The sequence below is a fragment of the Paraburkholderia steynii genome, from assembly GCF_900100565.1.
GTDB lineage: Bacteria > Pseudomonadota > Gammaproteobacteria > Burkholderiales > Burkholderiaceae > Paraburkholderia > Paraburkholderia terrae.
In genome coordinates this window covers 138,769-152,261 of the sequence record NZ_FNDI01000016.1, presented here as the reverse complement: position 1 = coordinate 152,261, position 13,493 = coordinate 138,769, and the positions used below count along the sequence as shown (strand labels likewise).

General features: G+C 59.9%; 11 protein-coding genes and 1 riboswitch. Of the genes, 7 read left to right on the top strand and 4 right to left on the bottom strand.

Translation table 11 applies throughout. The annotated features are described in order from the left end of the window. Positions 1-157: 157 nt before the first annotated feature. From BLT65_RS26895 to BLT65_RS26885, 3 genes are all read left to right on the top strand, one after another. On the top strand, positions 158-499 hold the full coding sequence (locus BLT65_RS26895; RefSeq protein ID WP_091783055.1) for a hypothetical protein: 342 nt from the start codon (positions 158-160) through the stop codon (positions 497-499). 458 nt (positions 500-957) lie between these two features. Next, positions 958-2,940, top strand: a complete 1,983-nt coding sequence (locus BLT65_RS26890) for an SMP-30/gluconolactonase/LRE family protein (RefSeq protein ID WP_091783052.1) — start codon at positions 958-960, stop codon at positions 2,938-2,940. 233 nt (positions 2,941-3,173) lie between these two features. After that, positions 3,174-3,620 carry a cupin domain-containing protein gene (locus tag BLT65_RS26885; protein ID WP_091783049.1) on the top strand — a complete coding sequence of 149 codons (447 nt, stop codon included), beginning with the start codon at positions 3,174-3,176 and terminating at the stop codon, positions 3,618-3,620. Between the two features lie 47 nt (positions 3,621-3,667). Here BLT65_RS26885 and BLT65_RS26880 read toward each other — a convergent pair whose 3' ends face one another. After that, positions 3,668-4,600 carry a DMT family transporter gene (locus tag BLT65_RS26880; RefSeq protein ID WP_091783046.1) on the bottom strand — a complete coding sequence of 311 codons (933 nt, stop codon included), beginning with the start codon at positions 4,598-4,600 and terminating at the stop codon, positions 3,668-3,670. A 130-nt stretch (positions 4,601-4,730) separates the two neighbouring features. Here BLT65_RS26880 and BLT65_RS26875 point away from each other — a divergent pair, with 130 nt between their 5' ends. After that, on the top strand, positions 4,731-5,657 hold the full coding sequence (locus BLT65_RS26875) for a LysR family transcriptional regulator (protein ID WP_091783043.1): 927 nt from the start codon (positions 4,731-4,733) through the stop codon (positions 5,655-5,657). Positions 5,658-5,800: 143 nt separating this feature from the next. Here BLT65_RS26875 and BLT65_RS26870 read toward each other — a convergent pair whose 3' ends face one another. Next, positions 5,801-7,078, bottom strand: coding sequence for a D-amino acid dehydrogenase (locus BLT65_RS26870; protein WP_091783040.1), 1,278 nt, complete (start codon positions 7,076-7,078; stop codon positions 5,801-5,803). A 146-nt stretch (positions 7,079-7,224) separates the two neighbouring features. Beyond that, a riboswitch (glycine riboswitch) is annotated at positions 7,225-7,315 on the bottom strand. 297 nt (positions 7,316-7,612) lie between these two features. Here BLT65_RS26870 and speB point away from each other — a divergent pair. Beyond that, a complete protein-coding gene (gene speB, locus BLT65_RS26865; protein WP_086919291.1) occupies positions 7,613-8,590 on the top strand; it encodes an agmatinase in 978 nt (325 codons plus the stop codon). Between the two features lie 11 nt (positions 8,591-8,601). On the opposite strand, the gene BLT65_RS26860 is transcribed toward speB, so the two are convergent. After that, positions 8,602-9,525, bottom strand: coding sequence for a LysR family transcriptional regulator (locus BLT65_RS26860; protein WP_091783037.1), 924 nt, complete (start codon positions 9,523-9,525; stop codon positions 8,602-8,604). A 145-nt stretch (positions 9,526-9,670) separates the two neighbouring features. Between BLT65_RS26860 and BLT65_RS26855 the strand changes: the two genes are divergently transcribed. Continuing rightward, positions 9,671-10,810, top strand: a complete 1,140-nt coding sequence (locus BLT65_RS26855) for a branched-chain amino acid ABC transporter substrate-binding protein (RefSeq protein WP_091783034.1) — start codon at positions 9,671-9,673, stop codon at positions 10,808-10,810. Between the two features lie 24 nt (positions 10,811-10,834). Here the strand turns inward: BLT65_RS26855 and BLT65_RS26850 are convergent, their stop codons facing one another. Then, complete coding sequence (locus BLT65_RS26850) at positions 10,835-11,761, bottom strand: LysR family transcriptional regulator (RefSeq protein WP_091783031.1); 927 nt, start codon at positions 11,759-11,761, stop codon at positions 10,835-10,837. 193 nt (positions 11,762-11,954) lie between these two features. Between BLT65_RS26850 and BLT65_RS26845 the strand changes: the two genes are divergently transcribed. Beyond that, entirely contained in the window at positions 11,955-13,463 is a 1,509-nt protein-coding gene (locus BLT65_RS26845) for an aldehyde dehydrogenase family protein (RefSeq protein WP_091783028.1), read from the top strand. Positions 13,464-13,493 lie beyond the last annotated feature (30 nt).

Genomic DNA, 13,493 nt, shown 5'->3' with positions numbered 1-13,493 from the left:
TTGCCGACGAGCCAGATCGCGGTGAGTAAGAGCGGATCAGGTTTGACTGGCGCTACAAATGGGAGCGTCTTTCTGCCGCTCTTTACGACATTTTTTCTTGCGGCGCTTCAACGACGAACCCTACACTTCGCGGGTTTGGCGAAGCCAGAGGAAAGCAATGACCCGCACCAAGGCAGCAATGTTTTTCAGGGGGATGAGCAAGGTTATGTTCATCGCGATCGCAGTGAACCTGTTCCTGACGAACATCTTCGAATATCTGGCGCAGACGCTGGATCTCGGTCTGGACAATCAGGCAGTGACGCTGTTCAGTTGCGTGACGTGCGGGCTGCTGACGCTATGGCTCCAGTCCGATGCGCGCCGTGCATTTGCACTCGCGCAGACCAACGGTTATGTCCGCGCGGAAGGCGAGAGCCGCGATGGCCTGCAGATCGCCGCTGATTGTCCCAAACGCTGGCTCGTCGTCTTGCACGTCGAACTGAGTTCCGCCGCCTTGCGCTAGCCGCCTTGCCGCGCTGCACTACGACGCGCGGCGCAACGCAGACATATCGTGAGATGCACATCTCAGGCGCGCTGACGACGCAAACCTTCCGTCGGCCTTCGCCGTGACTGCCAATGATTTTTGGAACGACACGTACAAACCTCAAACTTGATTCGCTAGCCGATTCGGCAATAATCAACGGGTCACTACGCCGCCCAGAATTCACCGAGCGCCCGACCGATAACGATAAGCAAAGCCCGGCTCGCGGCCTCGTCATCATGGTCCAGTTGAAAAATCGCTCAACTCGAGTCGCGCTTCGCCGTTAACTCAGACGATATCCCACACCATTTCGACGCGCTACGTCGCCCGCGACGCACGGGCTCGAATCGTGAGGGTTCGGACTGCAAGTTTGCCAGGGTTGGCAACACCGCGCTATGGACGCCCGTACTGCACGGCGTGCGATCGGACAAACATCCCTCATGGTATTCAAACGACTCTGTACCGCGTTAGTCGCGGTCATGCTGAATGTAGCGGCTGCGTCCGTTTGCGAAGCCCAATACTCCACCAGCTGGATGGCCAACACACATGGTACGGCGACGACTCGGGTAGGCAATGTGGCTCGCTCGATGTGGGTGGCATCCGAAGGGGTGATCTATACGGCCTCTATGTGGGACGAGGACGAGGGCGGCATCGCGGCCTATCAGAACGGACGGAACATCGGCTCGATCGGGGCGCACGGCGAGTTTCAGGGTGGCGCGATCACCGGCAACTCGACCTCGCTGTTCGCTGCGCTGCAGTTCAACGCCACGTACGGAAGCGGCAAGGTTGGCCGATACGACCGGGGAAGCCGCACGCGCGACCTGCTGATCACGGTAAGCGACACGACCACCGAACACCTCGCGGATGTCGTTACGGGACTCGCGACGTCGGGCTCGCTGCTCTACGCGAGCGATTTCCCAGGTAACCGCGTACGCGTGTTTACGACGTCGGGTGTCTGGCTGCGCGATATAGGCGTGGCAGGGCCGGGCGCGCTCGCGGTGGACGCGGGCGGCAACATCTGGGTCGCGCAACAGAGCATGGGTACTGTGATCCAGTTCAGCCCGACGGGTGAACGCGGAAAGACCATCCAGCTGGCGGCGAAAGCGCAACCCTCATCGCTGTATTTTGACTCGCTCACCGGGCAGCTATGGATCGGCGACGAGGGGCCCGATATGAACATCAAGATCTATGACGTCTCCAGTACACCGTATGTTGCCGGTACGTTTGGTGTTCAAGGTGGATTCCTCAATACGGTCACCGGCATCAAGGGGCAGGTGGGCGACAGGCGGTTCACGCGCGTTACCGGCATCGGCAGGGATTCTGCGCGCAATCTCTACGTGCTGAACAACCCGTGGGGCGGATCGTGGGATCTCGGCCGCAACGGCGGCACCGACATCCACGCATACGATGGCACGGGAGTGTTGCGCTGGCAGCTTCAGTCGGTGAACTTTGAAGGCAACGCCGCACCCGACCCAGCCACCGACGGGGCGATCTTCTACGGCGGTATGAACATTTATGCGGGCACCCCGGGAGGCGTCTACGTTGCGAACACGATCGATCCATTCACCTACCCCTCCGATCCGCGCATCAATCTCGCCGACCACGAGCGCGGCGAACATTTCGCTCAGGTAGTCAGCGTGGGCGGACACCGGATACTCGTCGCAGCGAGCCAGAATCCCGATACCTTTTACTTTTTCCATTTCAATCGGGCAAGCGGGTACATTGCGATTCCCGATAGCACGCTGCCGGGAACGTCGTTCGGCGCGACGGCAAAAGTCCGCAATGGCTTCTGCCTGGATAGCAAGGGCGATATCTGGGCTGGCCTCGACAAGACCAACGCGATTTCACACTACCCGCTGAACGGTTTCGATGCGAACGGCAAACCGCTGTGGGGTGCCGCGATCACGATGCCGATTCCGGCGACGATCGGGCAACTGACGCGCATCATGTACCTGCCCGAAAGCGACACGATGATTCTCACGGGGATCACGGGCAGCACGGACTGGACCGCGATCGGATCGCGTGTCGAGGTGTATCACGGCTGGCTGGCCGGCAACAGGACTGCGCCGAATCCGGTGATCAACCTTGCTAGCGCCAATCCAAAATCGGTTGTGGCCGCCGGGAATTATCTTTTTGTGGGCTACGTCCATACCGTGCCGAATATCGATGCGTTCAACCTCACGACGGGGAACCTCGATATCACGCTCGTCAATAGCAATCCGAACACGGTCGATGTGGGCAACGACGTGGACTCGATGTATGGACTTCGGGCGTATCGGCGTTCGAACGGCGAATATGAAGTAACGAAGGACAACTACAACGACGCGAGCATTGTGCTGTATCGCTGGACGCCGCCTGCGTCGAGCGGGACGGGCGTGAGTGCGACCAAGACGATGATGGTGTCACCGTTCAGCGTGAATTGACGATGCGCGTGGGCCGCAGCGACCGAAGGGGCGAATCAATGCATCGATGCGTGAGTGGGCAGGGTTCGGGCCAATAGCGGCCTATCGCCCTTCTGCACAAAATGCGTTCTAGAGAGGCGCATAATCCGAGATGAATTGCGTTCCGTTCGGTCGGCGGACGCGCCGCGAGCGGCACGCCCCAACCTGCAACGCGGGCGGACTGACGAGTATCCTTAATCCGAAGGAATTCGAAAATGACACCTGGCGGCGCGGTTCCGATCGAACCCATCAACATTGGTCAATTGAGCATTCAGTATCTGATTGATGGAACTGCCACTGGCGGGATGGGCGTTTTCGAGTTGACTGTGGCCCCCGGCGCTCAAGTCCCGCCGCCACACAGCCACACACGTAACGAGGAGTGCGTCTATGTGCTGGAGGGCATGCTCCGGTACTCGGTCGACGGGGTAGTCCGCGACCTCGTACCGGGCGAATGGATGTTTACCCCACGCGGGTCGGTTCATCACTTCAGCAACCCGCACAATGGCACGGCCCGCGCACTGATCGTCCTGACGCCGGACGTAGGTGCTCAGTATTTTCGTGATGTCGGAGCAATCGTAAGCGCCGGCGGGCCGCCCGACCGCTCGAAGCTTATCGATGTCATGTCCAGGTACGGGCTGGTGCCAGCGCCGCCGCCTCAATGAAACCAGGGTGTTGGGCGTTCAGGGGGCGGCCAACAACCTCTGCCTCGTCAAGCCTCATTCGAAATCACCGGACGCATGTCGACCGAAGTGCCGTCACGCCTTTGCCAACGCACTGTCGCAAGCACCGAGGCAAATACCATCAACCCACCTCCGGCCCAGCCCCAGACAGACAGGTGCTCCCCGAGCCACGCATACGCGAACAGCGCACCAAACGCCGGTTCGCTGCCCATCAGCAACGCCACGCGCGTTGGGCTACTACGCTTGACGGCAAAGTTCTGCGCGAAGAATGCGAACAGCGTACACGCAGCCACCAGATAGCCGATGCTCATCCAGAAGCTGCCATGCCCAGCTAACGTCGGCAGAGCAGGCCACGGCTGCGACGGACACACCAGCGCCGCGATGACACTGCCGAACGCGACGGTGCCTGCCTGAACCGCCGTCACGGACAACGGAGCGAGCGTCGAGTCGTGCATCACGCGCCTCGTCACGCACATCATCAGCGCGCGGAGCAGCGCAGCCAGAAGAATCAGCGCGTCGCCTGCAGTCGGAATGAACACGCCACCACTCACCAACGTGGCGCCGGCCAACGACACTACGACGGCAATACGCTCGACGTGCGACGGCTTTCTATGCAGCAGCGCCCATTCGACGAGCGGCGTGAGCACGACACACAAACTGATGAGGAACGCTGCGTTCGAAGCACGGGTCAAAGATATTCCAAATGTCTCGGCCAACAGGATGCTGAGCAGTAGTACACCCGTGCCGAGCGTGCCGATCAGCTCGGACGCCTTGGCCCGCCGGAGCGAACGCAACGCGGGCGACAGCACCACAAACGTCAGCCCAAAGCGCAGCGCCAATAGCCCCAGCACGGGATAGAACGCGAGCGCGCCTTTCGCGACCCCATAGCTTGTGCCCCACACCATCGCGACCGCGAGCAGCATCAGGTCGGAGATCCAGAGCAAGCGCTTTTGTTTCGACATGGCGGACCTTCAATCTCTATTCGAACAGTCCAGATTGTCGAGTATTGCGTACAAAACTATAATCGGGTCTAGCGGAACATCTTTTATGTCGCCGATGCACAGATGCGTTCGGCGGGTGTGTGTACGACAAATGAATCCCAATGAGCTTTTTGCGTTGTTACCGGACATGGCGACTTTCGCCCGCGTCGTCGACGCAGGCAACTTCTCGGAGGCCGCGCGCCAGCTGGGCAGCACGCCGTCGACGGTAAGCCGGCAGATCAAGCGCCTTGAAGAAGCGCTTGGCACGCGCTTGCTGGAGCGGTCGACGCGCAGCGTCCGGGTCACGGATTCGGGCGCGCAGGTCTACCGGTATTGCCGCGACATGGTAGGCGCGGCGTCGGGTGCCGTCGATGTCGCGGGACAAGTGGTTGGCGAGCCGCGTGGCAAGGTCAGCATCAGCGCACCGGTTGCATTCGCCAAGTCCGTCATCCATCCGCTGATCCCGGGATTTCTGCGTAGCTTGCCGGACGTGGACGTTCAGTTGATCTTCGCCGACCGCGAAGTCGATCCGCTGCGTGATGACGTCGATATGGTGATCCGCCTGACCCGTTCGCCGCCGTTGGGCCTGGCCGCCCGGCGGCTCGGCACCGTGAAATGGCTGCTATGCGCGTCGCCCGCTTATCTCAAAGTGCGCGGGACGCCCGTCGCGCCACGCGATCTCAGCCGGCACGAATGCCTGTATCTCGGGGAAACGGTTGACGACAATCGATGGCATTTCCGGCGTGGCACCGAGACGCAGTCGCTGGAAGTCAGAGGGCGCTATATCGCCAACCATGCGGGCGCCCGCCTTGAGGCTGCGTTGCAGGATCTCGGCATTGCAGGCTTGCCCGACTTCGCTGCTGCAGAGGCGCTACAGCAAGGCTGCCTCGTTCAGGTGCTCGCCGACTGGGAATTCGAGGCGCGTTCTTACATGGGTCCCGTCTGGCTGCTGTATCCGCCTAACCGCTTCCTTCCGTCGAAGGTGCGAGCGCTGATCGACTACCTCGCAAGCCACCTGCATGACGCCGTGGATGAGTGATCTGTCTCGCGCCATGTCATGTTTGAGCGCGACGCGGTGCGGGAGACTCGAACGGGATGGGTTGGTTAGCCGGAATGGGCGACCTCTTAAAAACTCGAGACCCCGCGTCGCGCGGGGCCTGTGCTGTCGGCTGAAAACGCTTATCAGACGTTGACCGGCAGGCCTGTTCGCTTTCTCGCGGGCTTGACGCTCATTAAGTTAGGCATACTACCGGCCACGAGTTCTGCAACAGCTTCCGCAGTCGCTGCTGAGAGGGTCCACCCCAAATGCCCGTGTCCAGTGTTGTAGAAAATGTTGCGTCGGCGACCGGCGCCCACTTTGGGCAGCATGCCTGGCAGCATGGGGCGCAGGCCAGCCCACGGAATAATGCGCGCCGTCGACATGTCCGGGAAATGCGCGCGTGTCCAATTGACGAGGGGCTGGATTCGATCCGAACGGATGTCACGGTTCAGGCCGTTCAATTCAGCCGTTCCAGCAACACGGAAGCGATCGACACCGAGACGGCTGGTGACAATCTTGGCGTTGTCATCAAGCAGGCTGACCCAAGGCGCGGCGTGCTGGCTTTCTGCGTCGTCGAGGCACACAGTGATCGAATAACCCTTCACCGGATAGACGTTCACGTGATCTCCCACATACGCGGCTAGCGCACGACTTCCGACACCCGCACAAATCACTACCCGGTCGAAGCTTTCCGTATCAGTCTGATTTTCGTGCGCGAAAGCAACCCTCAATTCACCGTCTGCGGCCTCGGAAATGGACTGCACGCTCGTGTCGTAGCGGAACTCGACACCCAAACGCACGCAGGCTTCAGCAAGCCCACGCGTGAACTTGTGAATGTCGCCGGTCGAATCCGACTCGGTGAAGAAGCCGCCGTGAAACTGCCCATGAAGCGCCGGCTCAAGCGCGCGGATTTCGTCGGGTGTCACTGGGCGCCGCTCAAGACCGCCTTCACGTAGCAATGCATTGACCTTTGTCGCGGCGTCGAACTCCTTGCGGGTCGCATAGAAATGCAAGATGCCACGTCTTTCGAGGTCGAAATCGATGTGCTCCCGCTCCGCGATCGAGAACATGTGCTCACGTGCAGCGATGGCTAGCCGCACCGTCTCGATCGTGTTGGTGCGATAGTTCGGAATCTGGCGCAGGAACTCGCCGATCCAGCTGTACTTGTGCCAACTCGGTCTCGGATTCATGAGGAGCGGAGCGTCGCGGCTAAACATCCAACGCAGGCCTTTCAGCACGGTGGAGCGGCTGTTCCACACCTCAGCGTTGCTGGCCGATAGTTGGCCGCCGTTGGCAAATGACGTCTCCATTGCCGCGTAGCGATGACGTTCGAGAACGGTGACGCGGTAACCACGACGGGCGAGGGCGTAAGCAGTGGTGACGCCCGTAATTCCGGCGCCAATGATGGCAATATGGGACATGACATGGTCCAGTGTTAGTTGAGCATCGCCGGCCGATGATTACCGGCGTCAATGCCCCATCTGTCCATGTACCTGAGAGTTTCGCTAATACCGGTTACGGTAATAGCTCCCCTTCGGTGGGCGCGCATGCGCCGCTCTCCAGATGTTCTCGCTGCACGGTCCTTTTGCCTGAGAGTTTCCGGGGCGGTTGCTCCGTCGGCGTCGTCGCGGATGGACGATCTCTCCCGTGCTTCGTTGTAGAACAGCGCAAGACTACTACCTCAAAGAAGCGAACTCAAGTCTTTTCAAATAGACGGCAGTCAACTTCCCGCTCGGGTGCATAGCGGCTCTATCGCGATCTGGATGTGCCCGCAAATGCTTCGGATTATCCCGAAGTGTGTTTCTGATTTTTGGCATTTTTCCGTCGAATTTGTTTGCCTAGACTCCGTTCCAGATGCACCGCCTGCCTGTCACAACGGACGGCGCTGCGGCGGTGATGAGGGCGCCCTGTGCGCCGTACCTATCTGAACGAACAACTGGGACGAGTGCAATATCATGTCTGAAAACAGCTACGAAACCGGTCGGCTTAATTTGCCCTTTGTTGGAATCTGCACGTTCGCGAAGTCTCCGCTGTGTCTTGACTGGGACAAAATTGATGCGGATGTCGCGGTGATGGGCGCTCCTTTCGACTGCGGTACGCAGTGGCGGGCGGGTGCAAGGTTCGGTCCGCGCTCGATCCGGGATGCGTCGACGCTGTTCTCATTCGGACACGGCGGCGCGTATGACTTCGAAGACGACGTCGTGTATTTGCCCAGCAACGAAGTTCGCATTGTCGATATCGGTGATGCGGACATGGTGCATACCAACACGGAGAAGAGTCACGCCAACATCGAGTACGGCGTGCGCAAGATCCTGGCGGCGGGCGCATTGCCGGTGGTGATGGGAGGCGATCACTCGATCAACATTCCGTGCATCAATGCATTCGAAGGTCAGGAGCCGTTTCACATCGTCCATATCGACGCCCATCTCGATTTCGTCGACGAGCGCCATGGTGTACGCCATGGCCACGGCAATCCGCTGCGGCGCGCGGCGGAAAAAAGCGTGGTATCGGGCATGACGCAAATCGGCATCCGCAACGTGTCGTCTACTGCGCGCGAGGGCTATGCCCAGGCACGCGAGATGGGCTCGGACATTATCTCGGTGCGCGACCTTCGACGCCTCGGCATCCAGGGCGTCCTGGACCGTATCCCGAAGGGCGTGCGATATTACCTGACCATCGATATCGATGGCTTCGATCCGTCGATCGCGCCCGGCACGGGTACGCCGAGCCACGGCGGCCTGCTGTACTACGAAGGACTCGAACTCTTCGCTGGCCTTGCTGAGCAGGGTGACGTGATTGGCATCGACCTCGTGGAAGTCGCACCTGACTACGATCATTCGGGCTCGACGTCGATCCTCGCGGCGCAACTGCTGCTGAATACGATTGGCCGCGTGATGCATCAGCGCAAAGTCAAACGAAACCTTTCCCGCTAAGTTCTCTTTAGCTATTTGCTGCTGCGTGTGGCCCGGTTGACTTTCCTGGCCGCCGCTCGCAGCTGGTTGCAAAAAGCCTGCACGACGCGCGCCGATTCGGCGCCTTTGCGCGTGATGATCTGAAAATCCAGATGAGTCACATAGTGCTCAGGATCGATGCGCGCCAGTAGTCCGCTGTCGACCCACGGCTGCGCATAGTGAGGCGGCAGAAAGCCCACATAGTTGCCCGACAGGATGAGCATCGCGCGGCCTTCGACGTTGTCGACCGAGGCCGCGGCCTGTGCCATGTGCAGTAGCTTGAGTTCCTGGCTGCCGAGGTAAGCACGCGCAGCGAGCCGTTGCTTGCTAATAACCGACAACGGGACACGGCCGCCTGCCCGCTCGTACAACGAGTGGGTCGATGCGCAGTAGAGCCCCTGCTCCTCTCTATAAAGTGGCAAGTAATCGAGACCGGGAATCTGCGCGGGAAACGGCCCCACGGCCAGATGCAGGCGCCCGTCCAGCACGTGCTGCTCCATGCTGCCAGGTGTGTCGATCTGCACATGCAGACGGACGTCGGGCGCCATCTGGCCGAACTCCCGGATCGCTGTCGGCAGCGGCGAGTATTTGTCGGTCAACGTTGCTTCGATCATGCCGAAGCGCAATACACCAGAAAGCTGATTGCGCAACGTACCTGCTTCCATCTGAAACGTATCGACCGCGCCGAGCAGACGCTGTGCGGCGGCGTGCAGTTCCGCGCCTTCGTCTGTCAGCCGGAAACCCGCGCGTCCGCGCTCACACAATCGTAGTCCGAGGCGTGTCTCCAGCTGCGACATGTATTCGCTGATGCTCGATGCGCCAATGTTGAGAATAGGTTGCGCTGCGGCGAAGCCGCCGCAACGGACGATGGTTTCGAAGATCCGCAACAGCTTGAGATCTGTGTCCTGAACTTGCATCGCGCGGTCCCTCGGTTACTTCGGAAATTACCGAAATGTGTTTCATCAATGGTGCATTTTATTGGGGAATTTGGCTACACAGAATTGCTGTCAACTGCCTGCGGAGGCAGGGCGACTTGATACTTACCGATGTGAGGAGAGCGCGATGAAAAAATTGAACGCAGGTGCATGGTTGACGGCAGCCGCTTTGAGCATGGTGTCGGCGCACGCGGCGACGGAGGAGCAGGTGGTGAAAATCGGCTTGACGGGTCCCTTGACCGGCCCGCAGGCTGCCATTGGCAAGGACGACGAAAACGGCGTCAGGATGGCGATCGAGCGTCTGAATGCCCAGGGGCTAGTGATCGGCGGCCGGAAGACCCGCTTCGAACTGGTCTCGCAAGATGATGCCGCCGATCCGCGTACCGGTATGACAGTGGCGCAGCGCCTCGTCGACGACAACGTGAAGGTCATCTTTGGGCCTTTCAATTCGGGCGTCGCGATTCCGATTTCAAGCCTGGTGAATGTCGCGGGAATCGTGATGGCGACCGTCGCATCGAACCCGTCGATCACGCAACACGGCTATCCGTTCGTGTTTCGCATCTCCGCCAGCGACACGCAGCTTGGCAGCCGCATGGGCGAATTTGCGGCCCGGAAGTTGAAGATCAAGCGGATCGCGGTGATCGACGACCGGACAGCATACGGCCAGGGTCTCGCCGACGAATTTATCGACGCAGCCAAAGCCAACGGCATTGAGATTGTGGATCGCGAATACACGACCGACAAAGCGACCGATTTCGTCTCGATCCTCACACACATCAAAGGCGCGAACGCGGAAGGGATTTTCTACGGCGGCTACTACGCGCAAGCCGGAGCGCTGCGCAAACAGATGAAACGCCTCGCGATGAACGGTTACCTGCTTGGCGGCGATGCCATGTGCAATGCCGAACTGGCGAAAGTTGGCGGCGAGACGGTCGATACGGGCGTGTATTGTCCGCAAGGCGGCCCCGTGCTCGACCAGACGCAGGAAGGGCGGCAGTTCAAGGCGGATTACAAGCAGCGCTTCCATACGGACCCATTGACCTACAGCGCTGCGTTATACGACGGCATGAACATCGTCGCGCGGGCCATGCAGAAGGCCAATGCCATCGAGCCGGCACAGTATCGTGCTGCACTCGCCGGCATCGATTTTCAAGGGGTTTCAGGGCACTATCGATTTGACCAGAACCGCGATCTGAAGGACTCGCCAATCACCATTTATACCTATCGAAACGGTGAGCCGACGCCGCTGGCACCTTCCCAGCCGTAGATCGAAGCGGACGCTTTGCAATCCCTACGTCGCGTTCGCTGCCTGCTGGGCCAGACGGTAGCTTTCCATCAAGTCCGTCATGAATACCTGCAGGATGGTAGGGGGCACGGCGGCCCGCTTCGTGATTGCGCAGAATGGCCAACGGCTGCCGAACTGGTCGGGGCAAATATGATGCATCTCGTCGCGCCCGACCCATCGGGCAGCGTAATGGATCGGCAGAAATCCGATGTACGCGCCCGACAGAATCAGGATGGCCTGCGCCTCGATGTTGTCCACGGTCGCTGCGGCTTTACTGGCGCTGAGCATTCGCAGGTCGTGCTGCTGCAGATAGCCGCGCGCGACTACGCGGCTGGACGCGATGGCCTGTTTGAGCGAGGCATCGTCGGGTGGGAGGCCAGCGAGCACGTGATGCTTCCCGCAATACAGACCGTCCGGTTCGCTATAGAGGTCGGTGTAGGTGAGGCCTGGTACGTGCAGCGGAAAATGCCCGACGGCGATGTGCAAACGGCCATCGAGCACGCGCTCCTCCAGTTCGGCAGGCATGCCCACATAGACATCCAGATGCACGTCGTGCCCCCTCGATACGAACGCCTGCAGTGCCTGTGGCAGTGGTGAAGCCGAGTCGGTCACCGTGTTGTCGATGATGCCGAGGTACAGCCTGCCCGAGACGTTCTTCTTTAGTGCATCTGTGTCCACACAGAAATTTTCCACCGCCAGTTGCAAGCGCTGCGCGGCCTCGTAAGTCGCCAGGCCATGTTCGGTTAGACGAAAGCCGCTGCGCCCCCTCTCACAAAGCTTGAGCCCCAGACGCGTTTCGAGCGTCGTCATCTGTTCGCTGATGGTCGACTGGCTGACGTTCAGGGTTGCCTGGGCGGCGGAAAAGCCGCCGCATCGCACCACTGTCATGAAAACCCTTAACAGCTTCAGGTCCACGTCCTGCAACTGGATCACCGTCGTCGCTCCGTTACTAACGCTTGCTTCGGAATTTCCGATATGAATATCTGATCCACGTGATTTTTTCACGCGACCGTGTCGCTCATAGTCTCTCAAAAGGCCGCGCTGCCACAAGCCACGTTTATATCGATGTTTGCCGATGGCCCACCAGAGGCCGTGCAGCAGTTAATCCGTAACACAGGAGACAATGATGGATAAAGTCGTACAAAATTATCTGGAGACGTTTGGGATCTGCGAAGCGACGCAACGGTTTCTCACCAGCCCGCAGAAGATGTTCATCGGCGGTGCCTGGGTTTCACAAGGCGACCGCGAGTCATGCGCGGTACACGAACCGTCCACCGGGGGTGTGATCACACAGATTCCGCTGGCGACGACCGCCGATCTGGATCGCGCGATCGAAGCTGCTCGCAAACAATTCGACGGGGGACCGTGGCGAAAGCTCAAGCCCCTTGAGCGTGAACGACTGCTCCATCGCCTTGCCGATCTGATCGAAGCGAATGCAACGGAGTTGGCCGAGATCGAATCGATCGATGTGGGCAAGTCAGTCGCCAATGCGCGTGACGTCGACGTGCAGGGCACGATCGACACCTTCCGTTATTTTGCAGGTTGGGCGTCAAAGCTCCATGGCCGCACGGTAGAACCCTCCCTGCCTGGCAATTATGTTGCCTACACGCGCAAGGAACCGATTGGTGTCATCGGCGTCATCGTCCCCTGGAACTTCCCGCTGCAAACGATGGCGTGGAAGGTGGCGGCCGCGCTCGCCGCGGGTTGCACAACCGTCATCAAGCCGGCCGAGCTGACGTCGCTGTCGACGCTTCGCTTCGCGGAGCTGGTGCAAGAGGCCGGGATTCCAGACGGCGTCGTCAACGTCATCACGGGGCGAGGGCGCGATATTGGGGCGGCGATGGCTGCCCATCCGGGTATCGACAAGATCACGTTCACGGGTTCCACCGAAGTGGGCCGCTCGGTCGGGCACGCGGCCGTGGGTGGCATCAAACGCATCACGCTCGAACTGGGCGGCAAATCGCCGGTGCTGGTGCTGGAGGACGCCGACATCGAGGCGGCTGCCCAAGCCGTAGCAAACGGCATCTTCTTCAATTCCGGACAGGTGTGCGATGCGGGAACACGGGTGTACATCCAGCGCGGCATTCACGACAAGTTTGTTGATGCTTTGATCGAACACACGCGTCAGATGAAGATCGCGCCCGGCCTCGATCGCGATTGCTTCATCAGCCCGCTTGTTTCCGCGCTTCAGAAGGATCGTGTCGAATCGTATATTGAAGCTGGGCGGCGCGAAGGCGCGGAAGTGGCGTACGGTGGCCATTTACTGGATCGGCCAGGCTATTTCGTTCAGCCGACGATCTTTGCGAATTGCCGCAATGACATGAAGATTGTCCGCGAAGAAATCTTCGGTCCCGTGCTCGTGACCGCACCCTTCGACGATGTCAGCGACGCGTTGTCGCTCGCGAATGACTCGCCATACGGTCTTGCCGCCGCGATTTACTCAAACGACCTGAACCGCGTACATAGACTGATTCCAGAGCTGCGTGCCGGCACGGTCTATGTCAACGCACACAGCACCATCGACCCGTCGATGCCATTCGGTGGATTCAAGGAATCCGGCTTTGGCAAAGACCTCGGCCCCGAACAACTCGATCATCTGATGGAGAGCAAAGCGGTCTGGATCACGTTGCACTGAGCCGTCAATCCGCCGGCGCCCAATCGAACG

Excerpts from the sequence above, each read along its gene's own strand:
- speB (WP_086919291.1), top strand. The coding sequence starts at position 7,613 with ATGTCTGAAAACAGCTACGAAACCGGTCGGCTTAATTTGCCCTTTGTT.
- BLT65_RS26875 (WP_091783043.1), top strand. The coding sequence starts at position 4,731 with ATGAATCCCAATGAGCTTTTTGCGTTGTTACCGGACATGGCGACTTTC.
- BLT65_RS26860 (WP_091783037.1), bottom strand. The coding sequence starts at position 9,525 with ATGCAAGTTCAGGACACAGATCTCAAGCTGTTGCGGATCTTCGAAACC.
- BLT65_RS26870 (WP_091783040.1), bottom strand. The coding sequence starts at position 7,078 with ATGTCCCATATTGCCATCATTGGCGCCGGAATTACGGGCGTCACCACT.
- BLT65_RS26895 (WP_091783055.1), top strand. The coding sequence starts at position 158 with ATGACCCGCACCAAGGCAGCAATGTTTTTCAGGGGGATGAGCAAGGTT.
- BLT65_RS26845 (WP_091783028.1), top strand. The coding sequence starts at position 11,955 with ATGGATAAAGTCGTACAAAATTATCTGGAGACGTTTGGGATCTGCGAA.
- BLT65_RS26880 (WP_091783046.1), bottom strand. The coding sequence starts at position 4,600 with ATGTCGAAACAAAAGCGCTTGCTCTGGATCTCCGACCTGATGCTGCTC.
- BLT65_RS26890 (WP_091783052.1), top strand. The coding sequence starts at position 958 with ATGGTATTCAAACGACTCTGTACCGCGTTAGTCGCGGTCATGCTGAAT.
- BLT65_RS26885 (WP_091783049.1), top strand. The coding sequence starts at position 3,174 with ATGACACCTGGCGGCGCGGTTCCGATCGAACCCATCAACATTGGTCAA.
- BLT65_RS26855 (WP_091783034.1), top strand. The coding sequence starts at position 9,671 with ATGAAAAAATTGAACGCAGGTGCATGGTTGACGGCAGCCGCTTTGAGC.